The organism is Halalkalibacter lacteus (genome assembly GCF_036663595.1).
In the GTDB taxonomy this organism is placed as follows: domain Bacteria; phylum Bacillota; class Bacilli; order Bacillales; family Bacillaceae_D; genus Halalkalibacter; species Halalkalibacter lacteus.
Map to the genome: position 1 here is coordinate 163,835 of NZ_JAWRVL010000003.1, position 20,485 is coordinate 184,319.

The window sequence follows — 20,485 nt, forward strand, 5'->3', positions numbered from 1 at the left end:
TCCCCTTTTGGAACTATCTCGACGCAATGAGCGGAGCCGAGTGTTTCTTTCTAAACAAACATGAAAGGGTGATGACAAGTGTCAATTGCCAAAACATTAACGATTGCTGGATCTGATAGTGGTGGAGGAGCAGGAATCCAAGCTGACATAAAAACGTTTCAAGAATTACATACATTTGGAATGAGTGTGATTACAGCTTTAACGGCACAAAATACACTTGGTGTGCATGGGGTGTTTCCGCAATCTTTAGAAGCAATAGAAGCCCAGCTTGATGCTGTTTTATCTGATATTGGCACTGATGCTGTAAAGACAGGAATGTTGTTTTCTGCTGAGATTATATCTCTTGTTGCAAGCAAACTAAAAGAGTATGAAGTGAAAAACATTGTGGTAGATCCAGTCATGATTGCTAAAGGGGGAGCTTCGCTTCTACAAGAAGAGGCGGTTCGAGCATTAATAGAAGAACTCCTGCCAATCGCTACTGTAATCACACCTAATCTACCTGAAGCAGCAAAGATGCTTGGGCAAAAAGAAATGGAAACGTTAGAAGAAATGAAGCAGGCAGCTATTGACCTTCATAAGATGGGGCCTGACTATATCGTTTTAAAGGGAGGCCATTTACTAGATGGACCTGCTGTCGATCTTTTATATGACGGAGAAATGATTTATGAGTTGAAAACAGAACGGATTAAGACGAAACATACACACGGAACAGGATGTACATTTGCTGCAGCCATTGCGGCAGAATTAGCAAAAGGACATTCAATTAAAGAAGCGACTGAGGTGGCAAAGTCTTTTATTACAGCAGCCATTTCTGATTCACTTTCGATTGGGAACGGGATTGGCCCAACGAACCATGCTGCATATCGACGTTCAACTCTTTAAATGTTCGTTTAAAGAACATCGCAAATTATAAGTAGAGGCCAACTGGATATGTGTGATCCTGTTGGCTTTTTTTTGTACGCGTAATGGATCAGGAAATTGTTACTAATAAATTGAAAACAGTCGTTTCCTTTCCAGTTTGTTCGACCTCTTGTATAATGTGAGAAGGTGTTGCACCATTTTTAAAAATACATAGAATAGGTGAATATATACTAGAAAGGACGTAGCGAAAAATATGTTTCGTGGAAATAAACCAGTGCTTATCTTACCAGCTATTTTAATGGTTCTAATGCTTTTGGGAGGGTACCATTTTTTACAAGAGTCTGAGGCCATTACAAACGAGGATCTACAAAAAAGAATCGAGTTTCAAGTGAGTGGGAATAAAACTGAGGAAGGTATGGATGTAGAAGCAAATTGGGACTGGACTGTTATGCCAGTAGAAGGTTTATACGGTGAAGATTATATCGGCGTTTCGGTCATTGACAGAGAAACTGGACAAGTGCGGACAGATATTGAGATTGAAAATGGAACGGTTGAATTATTTTATGCAAACCGAATTATTGAGCAGTCTGAAGGGATTGTCGTTGATAATGGGATCATTTTTGCTTTTCCCAACCAATTAATTGAACATGAGAGTTATGGTAATATTGGTAGAGTAGAAGCAAGGATAGTAGGGGAAAATCTAGATAAAGACGATATTATTGTGAATCTATTACATACGTGGTCTGATCACTCACCTCTTGAGATGGAGGATGCAGCGTTCTCGTCACCAACGTTTACAGAGGCTGCTAATGTACCATATTGGATCGTTTCATATGAAGCCGATTGAATACTGTATGAAGAAGAAGGATGGGTGTGTGCATGAAAATAAGAGGGCTCTCCTATCAAAATGGGATTTTTTATGTCGGGAAACAGCATATTGCATGTGCATACCATGAGAAGGGGCGTTTGAAAAGTTGGCTCAAGCCGATCAATGCCAAGACATTGGCTTTGATGATGAAGCAAATCATTTTGTCGATGCCGATATGGTTTAAAGTACTTACGGTCATTTATGTAGGGTTAGTGTTTGTTCCAAAAATTCTCATCATATGGAATCTAGCTATTTGGGAAGGTCTCCCATACTACTTCTTGTTTTATTATATGTTTGGGACTCATTTTTTGTTTCCAAAGCAGCTTCGAAAGTATCATGGTGCAGAGCACAAAGTATTTAGCGATACAGGAGTAAAAAGAAGGTCTCGTTTGTTTCAAATAAGTAAAGCAGCTATCACAAATCGACATTGTTCTACGAATGTAGTTGTTATTTACTTTTTAAGTGTCTTATTAGGAGCAGTGGGTCTTTTGTTTTTTACTGGTCGATATATGTTGTCACTAGAAATAGCGTCTTATGTAAGCTTGATAATGGTTCCGATCGTTCAAAGGTTATTAGAAGTTAAAGGGTTTGGATTTGTAAAAAAGGTCGTACTTGCTATCTCGTATTGGCTCCAAAACCATGTGACAACGACAGAGCCAGAACGTGCACATATGATCGCGTCAATCGAATCTTATCGAAAGCTTGCTGCAAAGGAATTTCCGGAAAGGTTAATCGTAAAACGTCCAAAATTGAAGAAGGAGGAAACACTTATGGCAATAGTTGATGTAACGATCATTCCAATTGGTACTGACACTCCAAGTGTAAGCAAGTATGTAGCAGAAATCCAAGAGGTACTAAAGACATATGAAGGGAAAGTGAAGTATCAACTTACCCCAATGAGTACGTTAATAGAAGGGGAGTTACCAGTATTATTTGAAGTGATTCAAGCCATTCATGAAGTTCCATTTAAGAATGGACTTTCTCGTGTGGCAACCAATATTCGTATTGACGATCGTCGTGATAAACAATCAACGATGGCAGGAAAGCTAGAAGCGGTGAAGTCGCATTTAAACAGTCGGAACGAAGAAATAAAAGAAGACTAAAAAAGAAAGAGGCAGTAGCCTCTTTCTTTTTAGACTACACGATTTGTTTGACCATCGTGACATGTGGAATTCCTGCATCTAGAAATTCACCAGAGATTGTTTCGTATCCTAACTTTTGATAAAAATCTTGAGCTTGAGTCTGAGCATTAAGTTTTGCTTTCGTTTCTCCTTCAATTCGAGCCTCATTCTCTATTTCCTCCATGAGTAGACGTCCAGCACCAGTGCCGCGAGCTTTTTTTGCAATACAGATACGCTCGATTTTCCCGTATCCATCAACAAAGCGTAGACGTCCAGCGCCAATAGCTGATTGATGATGATCATAAACGACAAAATGAATCGCTTCGTCTTCAAATTTATCAATTTCTTCTTCAATTGGCACTTGCTGTTCTTCTACGAATACTTCTGTACGGATTTTATAGGCGTCTTCACGTTGTTCCTTCGTTACAACTCTCACTACATTCATAAAAAAATTATACTCCCTTTCCAAGGCGAAATGTTTCATCTACAGTCCAAGAGCCGTTTTCAAGCTGGTATAGCAATTGCATCCTTGCAATTGTTTCTTGATGCTCAATTCTGTGCATTTTTAGTTGACCTAGAACATCAGCATGTTCCTGGCTTGAAAGATCTTGTCCAATTGTGACATGAGGGATAAATCCATATTTTTCATTAGATAGGAATGGTTTAGTGTGTAGTGCTTCGTATAAATATGTTAGTGTCTCATGTTCACGAATTTTAAAGAAAATCGTATGGGATTGTGGATAGAACGTGTCGACCTTGTAAATGTCAATAAAAATAGGTTCTGCTTTTTCGGCAATTTGCGACATTGTTTGAACGAATGATGGGAGCTCTTCTTCACTCATTTCAAACGGCTCTTTAATTGTGATATGAGGTGGTATGAGCGCATAATGTGAATCATAACGCATCCGAAATGAGTTCGCCTGATCTTGTAGTTTTTTTGATGGGAATAAAGCAATTCCATATTTCATATCAATGTCCCCCTCGTATCAAACTGTTCTAGTTTTTATTACAAAAATAATAAAATGATTCGCCCTTGATCAATTCCTACTTAAGATAATAACGTTGTTAGTCCTCTAGGTAAATCTGTTTGCCAATAAGTCCATGTGTGGTCCCCATCAAACTCATCATACGTATAAGTGAATGGTCTTTCATTTAAAATAGTATGTAATTTCTGATTTGGTGTAACAAAATCAAGAGTCTGGCCATCTGTTGTTTTCACACTAGTTTCTTTTTTTCCAATGACATGATAGAGCGATAGGTTATTTGGTTTATTATAAGCAGTTACCGCATTCATAACCGTATCGTTTACAAATGGTGAATGCATCATGACTTGTCCAAATAGACTTGGATATTGTAAAGCTGCTAATAAGGAAACGGTTCCCGCAAGAGAATCGCCTGCTAGCGTTCTAGCTGAAGCAAGTTGATGTGTTGGATATTCCTTATCAATAAATGGAACAAGTTCATTTGCTAGAAATCGTATATAAGAATCAACCTTATCTCCATCCGGATGATAGCGTTTCCGTCTTTCTGAAACAGATGGATATGGAACAGCAACAATGATTGTTTCTTTTATCTCCCCGTCGTCCATTAATTGTTCAGCCTGTCGTGGAATGCGACCTAATTGGAAATAATCGTTTCCATCTTGACAAATTAGTACATCGTATGTTTGTAAAGGTGTAAAGTTTGGTGGTGTATAAATCAATAATGAAATGTCTTCTTGTAACTCATTGCTTTGTATGTTTGTTTCGATAATGGTCCCAGCTAACGGTCTTCTAGCCATTTATCTCAAACCCTTCCTTTAAAATAGCTTCTTTTATTGTACCCAATCAATCACAAAAATGCTATGCAATTGCAGTAGTCATTTATTAGAAAAATAAAGGTTATTGGATTGTTGAACGAATGTTTTAAATAGCATTTAGCTGAATCTTTGTTTGTTGATTCTATATTTTTAAGCATGTCCTGATTGAACAAATTGTGAAGTTCATTAATATTTTGTACTATAGTAAAAAAGGTAAGAAAGGTATGAGAGTATGATGGGAAAAATACCTCGATGGATTTATTATAAACAAATTTTTCGTTCAAAGTTTCAAGCTGGATGTGTCAAAGCTAAAATTGAAGACAATTGGATCAATGGGTATGAAGTAGGTCCACTTGTAGAAATTAAAAAACTTAGAACGGACAAATATGTTGTACGGTATACGTATGATGAAAAAGTATAGGTACTATGGTAAATTAGATCCTAAAAATTTTCAGATAATTGTTTTGCTAGAGAGTTTTCTCCTTTTTAAACACATATTTTTTAGAAAAACCCCGTACATTGGATTAATATCCGCTATACGGGGTTTCTTTAAGAGCGTGAACAGCTAGCTGTTCACGCATTACGGTCTGAGGTTATTCAAATAACTTTTGATAAGGTCCGTAGCCTTCTTTTTCTAATTCTTTTTTCGGAATGAAACGTAATGCTGCGGAATTAATACAGTAACGGAGCCCCTTAGGTTCTGGACCATCATTGAAAACATGACCAAGGTGTGCGTCACCCTCTTTGCTGCGGACTTCCGTTCGAGTCATCCCATGACTAAAATCTTCTTTCTCAATAACTTCTTTCTCGACAATTGGTTTAGTGAAGCTAGGCCAACCGCATCCGGCATCATATTTATCGGTTGAACTAAAAAGAGGTTTACCTGAGACGATGTCTACATAAATTCCTTCTTCTTCATGATTATAATATTCATTTCGAAAAGGTGGTTCAGTTCCATTTTCTTGTGTTACTGTATACTGCATTGGAGTAAGACGTTTTTTTAGTTGTTCCTTTGCTTCTTTACTCATTATCTTCCCCCCAGTGTTGATTAATAAAGGCTCTACGGCCTGAGCCTATTTGATATCTCGTATAATGAAGTGGATTTTTTTTGTAATAATCTTGATGGTATTCTTCTGCTGGATAGAATGTAGAAGCAGGTAAGATTTGTGTCGCGATTGGTTTGGTAAACTTCCCACTTTCATTCAGCCGTTTCTTTGAATTTTCAGCTAATCTTCGTTGTTCGTCAGTATGATAAAAGATAGCAGTACGATAAGAATCACCACGATCAAAAAACTGTCCACCAAAATCTTCGGGGTCAATTTGTTGCCAAAAGATCGTTAACAATTTCTCGTATGTAAATATGGCAGGATTAAACGTAATTTGTACAGCTTCAAAATGTCCGGTTGTTTCTGCGCATACTTCTTGATACGTCGGGTGTTCCTTATGGCCCCCAGTGTAACCAGAGATAACTGACTTAATGCCTTCGTATTGATCAAATGGTTTGACCATGCACCAAAAGCAACCGCCTGCAAAAGTTGCTTTATTAAAAGTTGTTAAAGACAATCCAATCCCTCCTTTATTTTATTATAGCAACTAATGGTTCAGAGGAAAAAAGTTACGATCGAATATCGTTAATTACGATCCTGTGTTTGTGGGTTTATACCAATTGCACGTAAAACGATGAAGCGTATAATCATTCCAATTAAATAGCCACTAATATGAAATAAAATAGGGAGCCATATTACTCCTGCTATCTGGCCAAAAATTTCAATACTTTGAGAATAAATCACCCCGATAGTCCCGCAGTAAGCAGAAAAAACAAAGGGGATAAAAGCATAACGAATGTTCTCGCCACCAGCATCTCGATAAGCATCATACATTGAAAATAAATACAAACAAGGATAAAACATAATCCATTGATAATTTACGGAATCATTTGCGGTTTCACCTAAACCATAAAAGCTAGGAATAATGGCTAAGTTTAATCTTGCTTGCACATTTACAGTGAATTCTAAAATAACAAATAAAAATCCTTTAGCGTACTTTTTGTTAAGGAATTGCCCAAAACCTGGGAAGGCTATGCTCCAAAAGATTATTTCTGCTCGTTTTTCTTTACTCATTAGCAACTACCTCTACTCTACTTGAGTGAATTTTTATATTTAGGTGTATCGATAAATTCAAGAGTGTTTATAGTTTATCATCTAAAGATTTTTTTACACGGTTAAAACATTTTTTACAATTATTGGTTGGTAGGGAAGAGCGCTAATTTAAATGTACATTTGAATACTTTAATGAAATAAAACAAACGGTAAGTTTAAGACATGTGCAAATTGGGTAATAAAAATTGTTGGTATTTTTATTTTGTTTTTACTAAAATGAAAGAACGGTCTTAAAGAAAGGAAGTAAAATATGAATCAAACGAATGTAAATCAAAAACCAGGCAGTGTCCTTATTATATCGGCCATTATTGTCGGTCTTTTTGTGTTATGGGGCGCATTGTCACCAGAAACATTAGATGCTGTTGCAGGGAAAGGTCTTACATGGATGTTAGAAAACTTTGGTTGGTTTTATATGTTATCAACCGCGTTTTTCGTCTTATTTGTTATTGTGCTGGCGATTAGTCCATTAGGGAAGATTCGTTTAGGAAAGACAGATGAGAGACCTGACTATTCATGGTATTCATGGATAGGTATGCTATTTGCTGCTGGAATTGGAGTCGGATTTGTTTTCTGGGGAGTAGCGGAACCGGTGCTATATTATTTTGATACCCCAATGGGATTTTCTCCTGAAACGCCAGATGCAGCAGTGGCAGGTCTGCGTTATGCTGTTTTTCATTGGGCCTTGCATCCGTGGGCCATCTTTTCAATTGTCGGCTTAACCCTTGCGTACGTACAATTTCGTAAAGAACGTCCAGCTTTAATCAGTTCAGCTTTTTATCCACTCATAGGTGAAAGAGTTAACGGTTGGGTCGGGAAATCAATTGATATTTTAGCTGTTATCGCAACATGTACAGGTGTAGCGACAACATTTGGATTGAGTGCACTTCAAATCACTGGTGGACTTTCTTACATATCGCCTATTCCTAATACGGTTGTAACACAAACAACAATCATTGCAATAGTGACGTTTCTTTTCATGTTTTCTGCAGCAAAAGGCGTCGATAAAGGGATAAAAGTGTTAAGTAATATAAACTTAGCTGTTGCTGCTGTTTTACTTGTCTTTGTAATTGTTGTTGGTCCAACTTTGTTTATTGCAGAAAGTTTCGTGACAACACTCGGTGGTTACATTACAAATGTAGCGTCTATGAGTTTAACGATGACTCCATTTACTGAGAGTACATGGCTTGGGACGAATACCATTTTCTTTTGGGCATGGCATATTGCTTGGGCTCCTTTTATGGGGATATTTATCGCTAGAATTTCTAGAGGACGTACCATACGTGAATTTATGGCTGGGGTTTTACTTGTGCCATCGATTTTAGCTGTTATTTGGTTTACAACATTTGGTGGGACGGCTTTGAGTTTAGAGATAGCTGGTGCTGCGCCAATCGGGGATCTTGTTATGAACAATGTCGAACTTGCCCTTTTTGCTACTCTAGGAGAATTGCCGCTTAGTTCGATAACAAGTTTTATCGCTGTAATCCTTATTCTTATTTTCTTTATTACATCAGCAGATTCGGCTTCTTATGTTTTAGGAGCAATGACGTCAAACGGGAGTTTACATCCAAGCTTATTTGTAAAAATGCTTTGGGGAATTTTAATCGCTGGTACTGCAAGTGTCTTGCTTATTAGTGGAGATGGTGGTCTTGGTGCTTTGCAGACAGCATCTATTATTGCTGCACTTCCGTTTGCGATCATCATGGCGTTTATGATCATATCGATTTTAATTATGCTCGGAAAAGATTATAAACTAGAAGGAAAGCAACGCCGCAAAAAGAATCGCAAAGAAATTAAAGCTGAAATTCGTGAAGAAATGTATGACGACATTAAAGAAGAAGTAATGGAAGAAATGAAAATAGAAATGATAGAAGAGATTAAGGAAGAGATGAAAGAGGAAATCAAAGACGATCTATTAGAAGAACTAGTCAGTGAACAGGATATAAAAAAAGAAAATAAATGATTGCTGATGACCAGTACTGTAAGCTCATTATGAGATAACCTTTCTCACAGTGGGCTTTTTTTATATATGGAATATTTCACTTCATCCAATTTTGCGAATTCTAGGCTAATTGTTTGAAGGATGATTCAAATGCTTAAGTAAATTAATCGAGCGATTCTCTTTTGAGCTATAGCCTCTTTTATATACTTTTACAAGATATGATGAAAAAAAACTGAGGAAAAACGTGAATTAAGAAGGAATTAGAGAGAAAATGAAGAACTTTTATCGATGAGGTAGAATGCCTATGTTAGGAGAATAAATATGAATGTTTCGGTTTTTTCATCATGTTTAGAAGCGTCATTACAAGGACAAGCAATTGTAAATGAACGAGGAGAGTTCTTGTTTGTAAATAGGGCATTTTGCGATCAATTCGGATATAGCAAAGAAGAAGTTCTTTTGTTATCGATTGAATCGTTCTTCATTAATGAAGAGCGTGGGGAGCCTATAGAAAAACAATTATTTAAAAGTGAAATGAACAAAGAGCAGATTGAAAAAATGATCTTACATGGAAAGGGGTATCTTCAGTCAACACTCCTTACTATAACGGATGTTTCAAGAAATGAGGATATTTTTTTCCATGTGCAACTTGATCGATTGATGACTTGTGGGATTGAGGGTGATTTTTCTCTTTTAAAAGCAAGCATTCACAATAGAGATGAAGTTCGACTACCGAAGAAAATATTAGATGGTATGAAGGATGCAATCATAGCTATTCGATTAGACGGTCAATTTCTCTATGTAAATGAAGAAGCAGAGAGAATGTTAAGTAAAAAGTGGGACGATTTACAAAATGACGATTTTTGGACCTATCTTAAGCAAGATCAAAGTAAAAAATTGATAAAGAAATTTTATCAGCTATTAGTGGGCGAGGACTCAACTCAACTAGAATATTATCATTCATCCAGCAATCAATGGTTTGATGTTAGAGCATATCGTTCGGATGATCAGGTGACAATGTATTTTATTAATATTACCGTTCGGAAACAAATGGAAAAAGACTTAAGAGAGAAAGAAGAGAATTATCGGAGCTTAGTTGAAAATACACCAGAAACGATAACGGTTCACGATGGTCATAAGCTTATTTATGTGAATCCGGCAGGAGAAACATTAGTTGGAGCTATAAATTATCGAAAATTATGTAACACAACCTTCGCAGAATTATTATCAAATCATGATTATGCAAGATTCAGAGAAAATGTTCACCTCCTTTTATCTGGAAAGAAACCTATTACTAATACCATTTATACGCTACTTTTAGAAGGTGAAGATAGGTTAGAAGTAGAAGCGACAACAACTGTTATTATTTTCAAGGGAAAGAGAGCTTTCCGAACTATATTAAAAGATATTTCAGAGCGTAAAAAAGTAGATGATTTAATTCGAAAGTCTGATAAATTATCAGTTGTTGCGCAGCTTGCTGCAGGGGTTGCGCATGAGATTCGAAATCCATTAACAACTGTCAAAGGTTTTCTACAATTGTTCCAAAAAGAGCAAGAGTATAACCCATTTTACGCAAATCTTGTTATGGAGGAGTTAGACCGAGTAGAATCGATTATTTATGAATACTTAACTTTGGCTAAACCTAATTTTGAAAGTAGTTTTCAAGAATTAGATGTAGTAACCCTTGTCAGCCAAATTTTAACATTAACAAAGACACAATCAAATATGAATAATATTTCGTTAGAGTATGAAAATGAAAACGTTCCACTGATTTACGGTCTAGAAAAACAATTAAAACAAGTATTTATTAATTTAATAAGAAATTCAATTGAAGCATTAGAGGGAAATGGAAACATTATCATTCGAGTCTTAAATCATCCTGACAATCATGTATGTATACAAGTCGAAGATGATGGTTGTGGCATTTCAAAAGAAAGAATCGAACGTTTAGGTGAACCTTTCTATTCAACGAAAGAAAAAGGAACAGGATTAGGTTTGATGGTATGCTATAAAATTATTGAACATCATAATGGGGTGTTAAATATTCATAGTGAAGAAGGAAAAGGAACAAAGATTGAAGTTATTCTCCCAGCTAATAGCGTGGGAGTAGTGAAAAACGAAGTGGTGATGTGAGAGGCTACTGAAAAATGTCGATTTCAGCTGTTTCACTAGTTTAAATTGCGCTACAATTGGAGTTTTAAAAGTATAACGGAACGCTTCCTTTCTTCTATAAGGCAACACTATAATCGCTCTCTTTCGTATGCATTAACTGCTCAGTATATCGAATACAACTAGTTTTTTCATTATAAATATTGTCTAGATATGTATGTGTGAATATAAAGATAATTTTAGAAAATAACAAGTAGTTTGAAAGAATATGGAATAAATTTGTGAAAAATTGTAAATGGTGAAAATGCCCTTCTAACGTCGCTGGTAGTTTAGTATGATAGTCACAGTTGGAAGCACATCTTAACAAATTCCAACTCCAACTACAAAGGAGGAATTTTCGATGAGCAAGAAACTACTTTATACAGTATTAGCAGGAGCACTTTCAATTAGTGTGTTAGCAGCGTGTGGGGAGCCAGTTGATGAAAATGCACCAGTGGACGATCCGGCAATAATTGATGAACCTGCTGATGAGGATGCAACTACAGAGTAACCATACTTACTTACCAGAATAAGAGTCACTTGAAAAAGAGCAGTCACATTTGTGATCGCTCTTTTATTTTTATTATTCTAATAAACAGATAGACCATGTTATTAGATGAACCGACGTCCGCTCTTGATCCTAAAATGATGAAAGAAGTTCTTGCTGTCATGAAAGATCTAGCGACATCAGGAATGACTATGGCAATTGTAACTCATGAAATGGGGTTTGCACGTGAAGTAGCGGATCAAGTTCTCTTTTTAGATCATGGAATCTTAATGGAGGATGCACCTCCAGCGGAGTTCTTTAGCGCGCCACGTTCTGATCGAGCAAGAGAGTTCTTAGAAAAAGTACTGTAGATTATAATAGACGGCTTACAGAAGACATCTGTAAGCCGTCTATTTGGTTACAAAACGTCAACTTGTAACCGAGACATATTTTGAATGTATCTTAACTATATATAATATTATTGAATAAGTGTATGTTTAAATCTGTTAATAAGACTTTCTTGTGATAAAATAAATTTAAAATTTTATTTTTGTGGGGGGAGTCATGTCATTTCGAATTGGTTATCGAACTTTAAAAACAGCAGTTGGTGCTGGACTTGCCGTGGCGATTGCTCAAGGTTTTAATCTAGACTTTTATGGGTCAGCTGCGATTATTACCGTTCTTTGTATTTCAGTGACAAGGCGGGACTCACTAAAGGTATCATGGGCACGTGTCGTGGCATGTATTATTGGAATGGCAATTAGTGGGCTACTGTTTGAATTGATTGGCTACCAACCGTGGACATTGGCTTTAATCATGATATTGTTTATTCCTGTTGTGGTTATGTTACAAATGAATGCGGGTATTGCTACAAGCTCTGTTATCATTCTTCACCTTTACACTGTTGGAGAAATGTCTTCGGCCATCATTATTAATGAGCTTTTGTTGGTCGTCATTGGTGTAGGTGTTGCTCTTGTAATGAACCTTTATATGCCGAGTAGTGATCAAGCATTAAGGACCTACCATAAAGATATCGAAGAACATTTTAAAACTATTCTTCATGAACTTTCAGTTTACTTACGAGATGGAGAAAGCAATTGGGATGGAAAAGAAATTTATGAGACGGTTGATTTATTACAGAAAGGCAAGAATCTTGCTTTGAAAAATATTCAGAACCACATTCTTCGTTATGAGGATCAATATTATTACTATTTTAAGATGCGTGAGAAGCAGTTTGACATTTTAGAACGCCTCATGCCTTACGTCTCAAGTATTCATCATACTGTCGAACAAAGCGAGACAGTTGCAAACTTTTTAGAAGAGTTGAGTAAATCAGTTAGTCCGGCAAACCGGGTTCCTTATTTTTTAGAGCGTATTCGCTTAATGAGGAAAGGATTTGAAGAAATGCCATTGCCACAAACGAGAGAAGAATTTGAGGTTCGTTCCTCTTTAGCTTATATCATGCATGAACTTGAAGAGTATTTACATATTAAGGATCGTTTGTGGAATCAGGCGGATAAAAAGAAATTATAAAGAGAAACTAACAAAAAGTGAATTCAAAGAGGGAAAGAGGACGTTCTCTTTAACTTCTACGTTTAGAAGCTCTTACTTAGGTTCAGCGTTATGCCAATTGGATAGAGGGAGGGATAATGATGAAACTCTCGCTTTCATTGTTAGCACTGTTAATTGCTTCCCCTATTTGGCCAATAGGGGATAATCCAACTGTAGGTGACCCATTTCTCATTGTCAATGTTGCTACAAATGAGCTTGCTTTTATAAATGAAGGTGAGGTAAAAGATGTATATAAAGTAGCAACTGGTAAGCTTGGGGATGAAACACCTGTAGGTACTTTTACGATTATCGTAAAAGCAAAAGATCCGTATTATCGCAAAAAAGATATTCCTGGAGGAGATCCAAATAATCCTCTTGGGTCCAGGTGGATCGGATTTAATGCAAATGATACGGATGGGAGAACGTTTGGCATTCATGGAACGAATCGCCCTGAATCAATTGGTTATTCGATTACAGCTGGATGTATTCGTTTGCCAAATGATGTTGTTGAAATCCTTTTTGAAGATATTCCCGTTGGAACAACCATTCATATTACTGATGCTGACAAACCATTTATAGAAATAGCACGTAATTTGGGTGCGATTGAATGAAGAGCACTTCACAAGATAAATCACGTGATTTTCACATTGTAATCTACATTGAAAAACGCTTAGAGAGAATCATTCCCTCTAAGCGTTTTTTCTATTATCACTTTTCAATACTTACTATGGCTTCAGGGCGAAATCTTGGGCATAATACAGTTTATATACATTAGAGGAGGGATAGTATGAGGTTAAGAAATGGAGATTTTTATACAAATATTTTTACCAATAAGTTATATAGGTTAAATGAAGATGACGATAGCAACTGGTATTTGAGTTTGCGTGATGAAGAAGGTTATCATGAAACAGAAAAGACATCAGGGCGTGATATGATTAGATTGGTCGAAGGTGATTATAAAAAAACTAATAAAATAAGCTATTCTCTGTCAGGACACCTGTAATAAGCTGGTTTTAGTGGAAAGTCGGTAAAATTTGAAACAATATAAGATATTCAAAGGAAAAAGTCGCCTTTATGTCGAATATATACAGATAAAGGGGAGTTGACCCAATGAATAAAGTTGAGTTATTAAAAAAATTGCTAAATGGTAGTCGAGGTAATTTCTTTTCATTAGAAATTCCTACTACAAAAGAAGATGAAAAAAAGATTCGAGAATTGGTTGGAGTATTAGAAACAGAAGAAAAAATTAAATTAAGAGAATATGTACAGAGAGAATACTCAGTTTATTTACATGGAATAATTAAGTATGCATCCGAATAATTGGGTGCTTTTTTTTATTGGGGTGAAGCACCATAAGAAACCCAGGTTCTTCAAGTTATCAAATAATCTAAGTTATCAATTACCTTTAAAATCACATAGCGATTCACATACGAAAGCGCGCCTAGTCACAGAGGTAGAAATATTTATTTCTACCTCTGTGACTAGGCGCGCGATTTACTATGGTTTTTTAATACTTAATTGAGTTAAATTTTAATATGCGAATAAAAAACGTATGAGATTTTCTTTATGAACTCGATGTCATTGGCTTGTTTGCACCTCTGAAGTAAACCTGTTATAAATTAATACTTGTTTTTTTCGTTGAACTATAATGAACATGGAGTTTCAATTAGAAGAAAGATACGCCCATTAAAAGGGTACCAAGAACCATAGTTACAATCATAATATAAATAATAGCTTTTTGAAATTTACGTGGCATGTGAAACCCTCCTCTTAAATACCTTGTTCTATTTTACTTCCTTATTCAAGTTTGGACAAGGGAAATCTAGAAATACCAGATATAAGCAGGAAAAGAAAGTTCTAAAAAGAATAAGTGTAGTAACTGTTGTATTAGGAGATGATGCGATTGGAGCGTAACGAAACGAAGAAAATCGATCATATTGGGATTGCGGTTTTATCTATTGATGAAACTCTGCCTTTTTATGTTGACCATTTACGCCTTAAGTTGCTCGGGATAGAAGAAGTTACATCTCAAGATGTAAAAGTAGCATTTTTAGAAATTGGACAATCAAAAATTGAATTACTCGAACCATTATCAGCAGAGAGCCCGATCGCTACTTTTATTCAGAAGCGAGGAGAAGGAATTCATCATATTGCCCTTGGGGTTACGGATATTGAATCAAGAATTGCTGAAATGAAGCAAAATGGTATTAGGATGATTCAAGATGAACCGGTAATTGGAGCTGGTGGGGCGAAGGTAGCGTTTCTTCATCCTAAATCAGCAAAAGGTGTTCTTTACGAATTCTGTGAGAAAAAATAACCAGCTCTCTTTCCTTCTTATTAGAAAACTTGCGCTTTTAATGAGAGAACGGTACCATTTACAGAGGTTGTTTAATTGACAACCTTTAATGATTGAAGTCATGGTAGCTCTTTTATATTGAGACAAAAACTGGAGGTAAAATATATATGGTGAACGAACAACGCATAGTAGATGAGTTTCTTGAACTTGTTCAAATTGATTCAGAGACCAAACATGAAGACATAATAGCACCTATTTTGAAAAAGAAATTTGAAAACTTAGGTGTTACGGTACTAGAAGATGATGCGGCAAGTAAGACTGAGCATGCAGCAGGAAATCTAATTTGTACCCTTGAAGGAACAAAAGAAGGGGTTGATCCCATTTATTTCACGTCTCATATGGATACAGTTGTACCTGGAGTTGGTGTGAAACCCTCTATTAAAGATGACTATGTTGTAACGGACGGGACGACCATTCTGGGCGCAGATGATAAGGCAGGAATCGCTGCCATGTTTGAAGCAATCCGTGTTCTAAAAGAGCAAAACATTGAACATGGAACGATACAATTTATTATTACGGTTGGTGAAGAATCTGGTCTAAACGGAGCGAAAGTACTAGATCCATCACAGTTAAAAGCAAAATATGGATTTGCTCTTGATAGTGATGGTCCTGTTGGCAATATTATTGTTGCTGCTCCCACTCAAGCAAAGGTAAAAGCAACGGTTCTTGGCAGAACAGCACATGCTGGGGTTGCTCCTGAAAAAGGTATTTCAGCTATTACCGTTGCAGCAAAAGCGATTTCAAAGATGCCACTTGGACGAATTGATGAAGAAACGACTGCCAACATTGGACGTTTTGAAGGCGGAACGCAAACGAATATCGTATGTGATCATGTTTCCATTTTAGCTGAAGCAAGGTCTTTGATTCCTGAGAAAATGGAAGCGCAAGTTGCGACAATGAAAAAAGCATTTGAATCAACAGCATCTGAAATGGGCACAACTGCAACAGTAGAAGTGGACATTATGTACCCTGGATTTAAACTAAGTGATGGAGATGAAGTGGTTGAGGTAGCTAAAAAAGCAATGACTTCCATTGGACGCACACCAGAACTATTGCAAAGTGGCGGTGGAAGTGATGCGAATATTTTTGCTGGTCATGGTGTGCCAACAGTCAATTTAGCGGTAGGATATGAAGAAATACATACGAAAAATGAACGTATGCCCATTTCCGAACTTGTGAAATTATCAGAGGCTGTTGTAGCCGTTATAAAAGAAGTATCATTAAAATAAGAACAAACAAAAAAGAGAAATTCAACGCTAGTAGATAACCGTTGAACTTCTCTTTTTCTGTTCGAATATTAAAAACGAACGTTGTGATGTTATTATTTTCCGTAGAGGTCCAGCAGGGAGTTTCACAGCTTTTGAAATATACAAACAACAACCAATTCGAGTAGTCGCTGTATCGTTTTAGTCTGCTATTAGTGGATTTGGAGCAACCGCGTTAGCTGAGAAAAGCTTCTCTATAACTAATGAAGAATATTAAAATCATTGGGTTTTCCGAGCTCCATACATTCTAATATATGTTCTTCTGAGTCACCTGTGATAGCTGAAATTTCAGCTATGGTTGGTGATTTTCTTTTTTCCTTTCGAGCGTTGTTTTCAAGAAGCAGTATGTGTTCGAATAAAGCGGAGTAGTTTGATTGATCATTTTGCTTTCTCGTTTTCATACATGGCTCACTCTCCTTTGAAAAGCCCTACTAAATGTAAAGCCCATTATAATCACTTTATCGAAAATGGAGGACATATGCAACTAGTGACCTTTTAAAAACGAACGCATTTTCGTATAATTAGGATAAGGAGGTCTGTAGCATGAATCGTGCCCGTTTGATCTTTCATTTAGATATGAATAGTTTTTTTGCATCTGTTGAAATAGCTCATGACCCAACATTAAAAGGAAAACCAGTAGCAATTGCTGGGAACCCTGAAGAACGACGAGGGATTATTGTGACAAGTAGTTATGAAGCAAGAGCAAAAGGTGTAAAAACAACGATGCCAATTTGGCAAGCGAAGAAACTATGCCCTAATTTACTCATTCTTAGACCGAACGGTGACCGGTATAGAGCCGCCTCAAAATCGTTATTTGATATTCTTTTTACATATACGCCGCTCGTACAACAAGTATCAATTGATGAAGGATACCTCGATCTTACTTCATACTTAAAAGAGCTTCATCCAGTGCAGCTTGCGAGGAATATTCAAGAAAGAATTTTAAAAGAATTAAAACTCCCATGCAGCATAGGGATTGCGCCAAATAAATTTTTAGCAAAGATGGCTAGCGATATGAAAAAGCCAAATGGAATAACAATTTTACGAAAACGTGATATAGAGAAAAAGCTTTGGACACTCGAAATAGAGGAGATGCATGGAATTGGCAAAAGGACCGTTGAAAAGTGGAGGAAACATGACATAAAAACGATAGGAGACTTAGCAAAAGCAGACAAAGAACTTCTTTTGAGAAAATTTGGAGATCGTGGACTTCAATTGAAGGAAAGAGCCAATGGACATGATTATAGACCAGTCAATCCTCATGCATATTCAGAATACAAATCGATTGGTCACTCGACGACGCTTCGTTCGGATACAAAAAACATGCCAATCATAACATCAACCTTAGATGACCTTGCTAGACGTGTCCATCAAAGGTTACGGAATAAAGAAATATTTGCAAGAGGTGTGCAGGTTACAATACGTTATCATAATTGGAAAATGGTTACACGTAGTCATAAATTAGTCAATCCAATTCAATCACCGGAAGATCTAACACGTGAGGCTAACATGCTATTTGAAAAGGCTTGGAATGGCGAGGCTGTTCGTCTTTTGGGGATTAGTACATATGATTTACTTGAAAGAAAATATGCGTATAAACAGTTAGATTTATTTTCTTATCGAGAAGAAATAAAGAGAGAGGAAATAGATAAGACCATGAACCAATTGCGTGAACGCTTTGGTGAGGATATTGTCCGAAAGGGATGGAAAAAACAAGAAGAATAAGGTAAACATCTACGTCAAGCAACCGATAATAGGAGTAGATAGAAGATGAACGGAGCGTAAATAGCATGCAAATTCAACACCCTGTACATACATCTAACAAGCAACCTGAGTGGGCGGTGCTGATGAAAGAAGGAGATGTATTTAGGGCAATAATAAAGGAAGGAAAGGGCCCTAATGAGGCACTATTATCAGTTAGAGGAAGGGAATTTGTTGCTAGTTTGAAGGCGAGGTTCCACCTGGCGACAAAGCTACAGTCCAAATTATCCGTTTAACTAGTGAAGGTATTCGCGTAACTGTATTGGGCACTGAACAACGAGGCGAATCTTACACTAAATTAGGTGAATCCATACATTAGACCGTACAATGAATAAGGTTAGTACATGGAGTCACCTTTTTAGATAAAGGATAGTTCCAAGTTTGATTAAAAAACCGATTTTATATAACATGTTTCGTGGCCGCGAATTTGCTATCGTGGAGGAGTTTGATGCAAGTAATGTGGACTTGCATCAACATGTTAGGAATCAACCACACTAATATGAATAGGTACAGATATCTACTTTATTGAGATAAATCTCACTAATGCATCTTTATAAGAATAGTTTATTATTCCATTCACTAATTCAACAAACCCTTGTTTTAGAGCTGTTTTAACTTCTTCTGTTCTGGGAAAGCTAAGAACAAAGGAGTGGCAAGTATGCATTCAAAACAAACCGTAAAATACATATGTGAATCGTATCCATCTGGCAATCATTATTATTATAAGAAAGAATTGATTACACATGACTCATGGGACAAAATCGAGTCAGTGAGTTGGTCAACTGCACGACCGATTTCAAAAGAAACTTTTATGAAACGAAGCAAAGAGGGGTATAAAGTAGAACACGTTAGAATAAAAAAAGAGCCTGCCGAAGTGATTCCGTTTTTAAAAGTGACCAAATAGTGAAATGATTTTGAGTATGTGTATATTCTGTTGGCTTCGCACTTAAGTTCAAGTACACTTAACAAAGGTATGCAGAGTAGACAGGAGAGAACTTAATGAACAAAATAAAAAGTGGTCTTATTTATTTATTAGTTATTGTGACTTTAGCAGGTTGCAATATTGTCTCGTATGAAAATGAAGAAACGTATACGTTAGACTCTACGGGGTTAACTTCTTTAACAATTAATCAAGATGAAGGTGATGTAACTATTACCGGTGTTGAAGAAGTAGACCAGATTACCGTGACAGCTACTTTTGCTGCGCTTAGTGATCAGGATATAGAACAGGCTAAAAAGTTTAGTGAACAAAATACAACGCTCAAGTTAACTGCTAATGGAGATACTGGCCAATTGACAACATCTGTAAAACGAGGAGCAGAGGTTGAGCAAGGTTTTGTACATTTAAATATTGAAGTTCCTAATAATCTCGATTTACAGTATCGGCAAAATGAAGGGCAGTTAAAAATCTCTGCCATGAAGTCCGATATCCGCTTGCAGCATGGAGCTAACCACTTATCATTAGTGGATATTGAAGGGAATGTTGAAATTACTGACGGTGCAGGAGATGTGACGTTAGAGAACATGAACGGGGAGGTGACCATTCATAACAATGCTGGTACGACTAATGTGTTTGAGTCATCGGGTGTGTTAAGGTTGGTTGCTGGATCTGGCAATATTGATTTCCATGATCACCAAGGTGATATCACGATTAGAAGTGGCGGAGGAAATATAAACGTCATCCATGTTGATGGTGATGTCACGATTCTAGAAAGTCGTGGTGGATCCATAATAGTTGAGGATATAACAGGAAACGTAACACAGCCTTAATTCATTTATAGAAAAAAGAAGTCGCAAAAGGTTAGTAACAGCCTTTTACGACTTCTTTTATATCGGTCAAAATTGTACGGGTCTTGAGTGCCTAATTTATCTTTTTAGTCTGAAATGATATTGACTTTTAGGGGAATCATGGATAGAATACTATTAAACTAATAATTCATATCAAATTACAAGGGATTAAATTTCCTCGTTGTACCTTAAGAAAATTGAGTGAGGTTCACATGTCGAATGAACAGGAATTCCAAAGAGTTAATAAGCAATTGCAAGGGCTACTAAAGGATTTAAAATATGGATCTGTAACTCTTGTTGTTCAAGATGGTGAAATTATCCAATTGGAAAAGAATGAAAAAGTACGAACGAAATAATAAGCAAGCTGACTAGATAAACTAGAGGTG

The 20,485-nt window shown here is 36.5% G+C and carries 26 protein-coding genes and 2 pseudogenes; 20 read left to right on the top strand and 8 right to left on the bottom strand.

Annotated features, from left to right (window positions below; all coding sequences use genetic code 11):
- Positions 1–78 precede the first annotated feature (78 nt).
- The 4 genes and pseudogenes from thiD (at position 79) to SAZ04_RS03530 (ending at position 2,832) form a co-directional block, all read left to right on the top strand.
- The gene (gene thiD, locus SAZ04_RS03515) at positions 79–882 is read left to right on the top strand and encodes a bifunctional hydroxymethylpyrimidine kinase/phosphomethylpyrimidine kinase (RefSeq protein ID WP_332691101.1); all 804 of its coding nucleotides are present in this window, start codon (positions 79–81) and stop codon (positions 880–882) included.
- Positions 883–1,114: 232 nt separating this feature from the next.
- Positions 1,115–1,708 (top strand): hypothetical protein, encoded by a 594-nt coding sequence (locus SAZ04_RS03520; RefSeq protein ID WP_332691104.1) that lies wholly within the window; start codon positions 1,115–1,117, stop codon positions 1,706–1,708.
- Between the two features lie 32 nt (positions 1,709–1,740).
- Positions 1,741–2,421: pseudogene (locus SAZ04_RS03525) on the top strand (DUF1385 domain-containing protein); the annotation flags it as partial.
- Between the two features lie 78 nt (positions 2,422–2,499).
- Positions 2,500–2,832 (top strand): MTH1187 family thiamine-binding protein, encoded by a 333-nt coding sequence (locus SAZ04_RS03530; protein WP_332691394.1) that lies wholly within the window; start codon positions 2,500–2,502, stop codon positions 2,830–2,832.
- Positions 2,833–2,866: 34 nt separating this feature from the next.
- On the opposite strand, the gene SAZ04_RS03535 is transcribed toward SAZ04_RS03530, so the two are convergent.
- The 3 genes from SAZ04_RS03535 to SAZ04_RS03545 form a co-directional block, all read right to left on the bottom strand.
- Entirely contained in the window at positions 2,867–3,295 is a 429-nt protein-coding gene (locus tag SAZ04_RS03535; RefSeq protein WP_332691107.1) for a GNAT family N-acetyltransferase, read from the bottom strand.
- A gap of 7 nt (positions 3,296–3,302) precedes the next feature.
- The gene (locus SAZ04_RS03540; protein ID WP_332691110.1) at positions 3,303–3,818 is read right to left on the bottom strand and encodes a YjcG family protein; all 516 of its coding nucleotides are present in this window, start codon (positions 3,816–3,818) and stop codon (positions 3,303–3,305) included.
- An 80-nt stretch (positions 3,819–3,898) separates the two neighbouring features.
- Complete coding sequence (locus SAZ04_RS03545; protein ID WP_332691113.1) at positions 3,899–4,630, bottom strand: alpha/beta hydrolase; 732 nt, start codon at positions 4,628–4,630, stop codon at positions 3,899–3,901.
- 250 nt (positions 4,631–4,880) lie between these two features.
- On the opposite strand from SAZ04_RS03545, the gene SAZ04_RS03550 reads away from it, so the two are divergent.
- Positions 4,881–5,069: a hypothetical protein gene (locus SAZ04_RS03550; protein ID WP_332691116.1), complete on the top strand. Its 189-nt coding sequence runs from the start codon at positions 4,881–4,883 to the stop codon at positions 5,067–5,069.
- Positions 5,070–5,241: 172 nt separating this feature from the next.
- Here SAZ04_RS03550 and msrB read toward each other — a convergent pair whose 3' ends face one another.
- The 3 genes from msrB to SAZ04_RS03565 form a co-directional block, all read right to left on the bottom strand.
- Positions 5,242–5,676, bottom strand: coding sequence for a peptide-methionine (R)-S-oxide reductase MsrB (msrB, locus tag SAZ04_RS03555; protein WP_332691119.1), 435 nt, complete (start codon positions 5,674–5,676; stop codon positions 5,242–5,244).
- Positions 5,669–6,157, bottom strand: a complete 489-nt coding sequence (gene msrA / locus SAZ04_RS03560) for a peptide-methionine (S)-S-oxide reductase MsrA (RefSeq protein ID WP_332691397.1) — start codon at positions 6,155–6,157, stop codon at positions 5,669–5,671. The genes msrB and msrA overlap by 8 nt, the downstream gene beginning before the upstream one ends.
- A 122-nt stretch (positions 6,158–6,279) precedes the next feature.
- Positions 6,280–6,768 carry a hypothetical protein gene (locus SAZ04_RS03565; protein WP_332691122.1) on the bottom strand — a complete coding sequence of 163 codons (489 nt, stop codon included), beginning with the start codon at positions 6,766–6,768 and terminating at the stop codon, positions 6,280–6,282.
- Between the two features lie 289 nt (positions 6,769–7,057).
- On the opposite strand from SAZ04_RS03565, the gene SAZ04_RS03570 reads away from it, so the two are divergent.
- The 8 genes and pseudogenes from SAZ04_RS03570 to SAZ04_RS03605 all read left to right on the top strand — a co-directional run bounded on the left by SAZ04_RS03570 (position 7,058) and on the right by SAZ04_RS03605 (position 14,249).
- On the top strand, positions 7,058–8,767 hold the full coding sequence (locus SAZ04_RS03570; protein WP_332691125.1) for a BCCT family transporter: 1,710 nt from the start codon (positions 7,058–7,060) through the stop codon (positions 8,765–8,767).
- Positions 8,768–9,067: 300 nt separating this feature from the next.
- The gene (locus SAZ04_RS03575) at positions 9,068–10,876 is read left to right on the top strand and encodes a PAS domain S-box protein (protein ID WP_332691128.1); all 1,809 of its coding nucleotides are present in this window, start codon (positions 9,068–9,070) and stop codon (positions 10,874–10,876) included.
- 376 nt (positions 10,877–11,252) lie between these two features.
- Entirely contained in the window at positions 11,253–11,402 is a 150-nt protein-coding gene (locus tag SAZ04_RS03580; protein WP_332691130.1) for a hypothetical protein, read from the top strand.
- Positions 11,403–11,497: 95 nt separating this feature from the next.
- A pseudogene (locus SAZ04_RS03585) lies at positions 11,498–11,749 on the top strand (peptide ABC transporter ATP-binding protein); the annotation flags it as partial.
- A gap of 193 nt (positions 11,750–11,942) precedes the next feature.
- The gene (locus SAZ04_RS03590; protein WP_332691133.1) at positions 11,943–12,911 is read left to right on the top strand and encodes an aromatic acid exporter family protein; all 969 of its coding nucleotides are present in this window, start codon (positions 11,943–11,945) and stop codon (positions 12,909–12,911) included.
- Between the two features lie 119 nt (positions 12,912–13,030).
- Positions 13,031–13,540, top strand: coding sequence for a L,D-transpeptidase (locus SAZ04_RS03595; protein ID WP_332691400.1), 510 nt, complete (start codon positions 13,031–13,033; stop codon positions 13,538–13,540).
- Between the two features lie 176 nt (positions 13,541–13,716).
- Positions 13,717–13,932 carry a hypothetical protein gene (locus tag SAZ04_RS03600; protein WP_332691136.1) on the top strand — a complete coding sequence of 72 codons (216 nt, stop codon included), beginning with the start codon at positions 13,717–13,719 and terminating at the stop codon, positions 13,930–13,932.
- Positions 13,933–14,039: 107 nt separating this feature from the next.
- Positions 14,040–14,249, top strand: coding sequence for a hypothetical protein (locus SAZ04_RS03605; protein ID WP_332691139.1), 210 nt, complete (start codon positions 14,040–14,042; stop codon positions 14,247–14,249).
- Positions 14,250–14,595: 346 nt separating this feature from the next.
- On the opposite strand, the gene prli42 is transcribed toward SAZ04_RS03605, so the two are convergent.
- On the bottom strand, positions 14,596–14,685 hold the full coding sequence (prli42, locus tag SAZ04_RS03610) for a stressosome-associated protein Prli42 (protein ID WP_152608134.1): 90 nt from the start codon (positions 14,683–14,685) through the stop codon (positions 14,596–14,598).
- Between the two features lie 147 nt (positions 14,686–14,832).
- On the opposite strand from prli42, the gene mce reads away from it, so the two are divergent.
- Positions 14,833–15,246 carry a methylmalonyl-CoA epimerase gene (gene mce / locus SAZ04_RS03615; RefSeq protein ID WP_332691144.1) on the top strand — a complete coding sequence of 138 codons (414 nt, stop codon included), beginning with the start codon at positions 14,833–14,835 and terminating at the stop codon, positions 15,244–15,246.
- A 146-nt stretch (positions 15,247–15,392) separates the two neighbouring features.
- A complete protein-coding gene (locus tag SAZ04_RS03620) occupies positions 15,393–16,514 on the top strand; it encodes a M20/M25/M40 family metallo-hydrolase (RefSeq protein WP_332691147.1) in 1,122 nt (373 codons plus the stop codon).
- A gap of 236 nt (positions 16,515–16,750) precedes the next feature.
- On the opposite strand, the gene SAZ04_RS03625 is transcribed toward SAZ04_RS03620, so the two are convergent.
- Positions 16,751–16,951 carry a hypothetical protein gene (locus SAZ04_RS03625; protein WP_332691150.1) on the bottom strand — a complete coding sequence of 67 codons (201 nt, stop codon included), beginning with the start codon at positions 16,949–16,951 and terminating at the stop codon, positions 16,751–16,753.
- Between the two features lie 142 nt (positions 16,952–17,093).
- Here SAZ04_RS03625 and SAZ04_RS03630 point away from each other — a divergent pair, with 142 nt between their 5' ends.
- From SAZ04_RS03630 to SAZ04_RS03650, 5 genes are all read left to right on the top strand, one after another.
- Complete coding sequence (locus tag SAZ04_RS03630; RefSeq protein ID WP_332691153.1) at positions 17,094–18,275, top strand: DNA polymerase IV; 1,182 nt, start codon at positions 17,094–17,096, stop codon at positions 18,273–18,275.
- Between the two features lie 122 nt (positions 18,276–18,397).
- Entirely contained in the window at positions 18,398–18,547 is a 150-nt protein-coding gene (locus tag SAZ04_RS03635) for a hypothetical protein (protein ID WP_332691156.1), read from the top strand.
- Between the two features lie 422 nt (positions 18,548–18,969).
- Entirely contained in the window at positions 18,970–19,215 is a 246-nt protein-coding gene (locus tag SAZ04_RS03640) for a hypothetical protein (protein ID WP_332691159.1), read from the top strand.
- A 95-nt stretch (positions 19,216–19,310) separates the two neighbouring features.
- On the top strand, positions 19,311–20,081 hold the full coding sequence (locus SAZ04_RS03645) for a DUF4097 family beta strand repeat-containing protein (RefSeq protein ID WP_332691161.1): 771 nt from the start codon (positions 19,311–19,313) through the stop codon (positions 20,079–20,081).
- Positions 20,082–20,311: 230 nt separating this feature from the next.
- A complete protein-coding gene (locus SAZ04_RS03650) occupies positions 20,312–20,455 on the top strand; it encodes a YezD family protein (protein ID WP_332691164.1) in 144 nt (47 codons plus the stop codon).
- Positions 20,456–20,485: the final 30 nt, after the last annotated feature.

Bases quoted from the DNA above. Each gene is read 5' to 3' on its own strand.
- SAZ04_RS03645 (WP_332691161.1), top strand. From the start codon at position 19,311: ATGAACAAAATAAAAAGTGGTCTTATTTATTTATTAGTTATTGTGACT.
- SAZ04_RS03590 (WP_332691133.1), top strand. From the start codon at position 11,943: ATGTCATTTCGAATTGGTTATCGAACTTTAAAAACAGCAGTTGGTGCT.
- SAZ04_RS03575 (WP_332691128.1), top strand. From the start codon at position 9,068: ATGAATGTTTCGGTTTTTTCATCATGTTTAGAAGCGTCATTACAAGGA.
- SAZ04_RS03640 (WP_332691159.1), top strand. From the start codon at position 18,970: ATGCATTCAAAACAAACCGTAAAATACATATGTGAATCGTATCCATCT.
- SAZ04_RS03520 (WP_332691104.1), top strand. From the start codon at position 1,115: ATGTTTCGTGGAAATAAACCAGTGCTTATCTTACCAGCTATTTTAATG.
- SAZ04_RS03595 (WP_332691400.1), top strand. From the start codon at position 13,031: ATGAAACTCTCGCTTTCATTGTTAGCACTGTTAATTGCTTCCCCTATT.
- SAZ04_RS03600 (WP_332691136.1), top strand. From the start codon at position 13,717: ATGAGGTTAAGAAATGGAGATTTTTATACAAATATTTTTACCAATAAG.
- SAZ04_RS03535 (WP_332691107.1), bottom strand. From the start codon at position 3,295: ATGAATGTAGTGAGAGTTGTAACGAAGGAACAACGTGAAGACGCCTAT.
- msrA (WP_332691397.1), bottom strand. From the start codon at position 6,157: ATGGTCAAACCATTTGATCAATACGAAGGCATTAAGTCAGTTATCTCT.
- SAZ04_RS03580 (WP_332691130.1), top strand. From the start codon at position 11,253: ATGAGCAAGAAACTACTTTATACAGTATTAGCAGGAGCACTTTCAATT.
- SAZ04_RS03620 (WP_332691147.1), top strand. From the start codon at position 15,393: ATGGTGAACGAACAACGCATAGTAGATGAGTTTCTTGAACTTGTTCAA.
- SAZ04_RS03530 (WP_332691394.1), top strand. From the start codon at position 2,500: ATGGCAATAGTTGATGTAACGATCATTCCAATTGGTACTGACACTCCA.
- SAZ04_RS03550 (WP_332691116.1), top strand. From the start codon at position 4,881: ATGATGGGAAAAATACCTCGATGGATTTATTATAAACAAATTTTTCGT.
- SAZ04_RS03630 (WP_332691153.1), top strand. From the start codon at position 17,094: ATGAATCGTGCCCGTTTGATCTTTCATTTAGATATGAATAGTTTTTTT.
- msrB (WP_332691119.1), bottom strand. From the start codon at position 5,676: ATGAGTAAAGAAGCAAAGGAACAACTAAAAAAACGTCTTACTCCAATG.
- SAZ04_RS03605 (WP_332691139.1), top strand. From the start codon at position 14,040: ATGAATAAAGTTGAGTTATTAAAAAAATTGCTAAATGGTAGTCGAGGT.
- SAZ04_RS03565 (WP_332691122.1), bottom strand. From the start codon at position 6,768: ATGAGTAAAGAAAAACGAGCAGAAATAATCTTTTGGAGCATAGCCTTC.
- SAZ04_RS03545 (WP_332691113.1), bottom strand. From the start codon at position 4,630: ATGGCTAGAAGACCGTTAGCTGGGACCATTATCGAAACAAACATACAA.
- SAZ04_RS03570 (WP_332691125.1), top strand. From the start codon at position 7,058: ATGAATCAAACGAATGTAAATCAAAAACCAGGCAGTGTCCTTATTATA.
- SAZ04_RS03625 (WP_332691150.1), bottom strand. From the start codon at position 16,951: ATGAAAACGAGAAAGCAAAATGATCAATCAAACTACTCCGCTTTATTC.
- SAZ04_RS03540 (WP_332691110.1), bottom strand. From the start codon at position 3,818: ATGAAATATGGAATTGCTTTATTCCCATCAAAAAAACTACAAGATCAG.
- SAZ04_RS03650 (WP_332691164.1), top strand. From the start codon at position 20,312: ATGTCGAATGAACAGGAATTCCAAAGAGTTAATAAGCAATTGCAAGGG.
- prli42 (WP_152608134.1), bottom strand. From the start codon at position 14,685: ATGCCACGTAAATTTCAAAAAGCTATTATTTATATTATGATTGTAACT.
- SAZ04_RS03635 (WP_332691156.1), top strand. From the start codon at position 18,398: ATGAAAGAAGGAGATGTATTTAGGGCAATAATAAAGGAAGGAAAGGGC.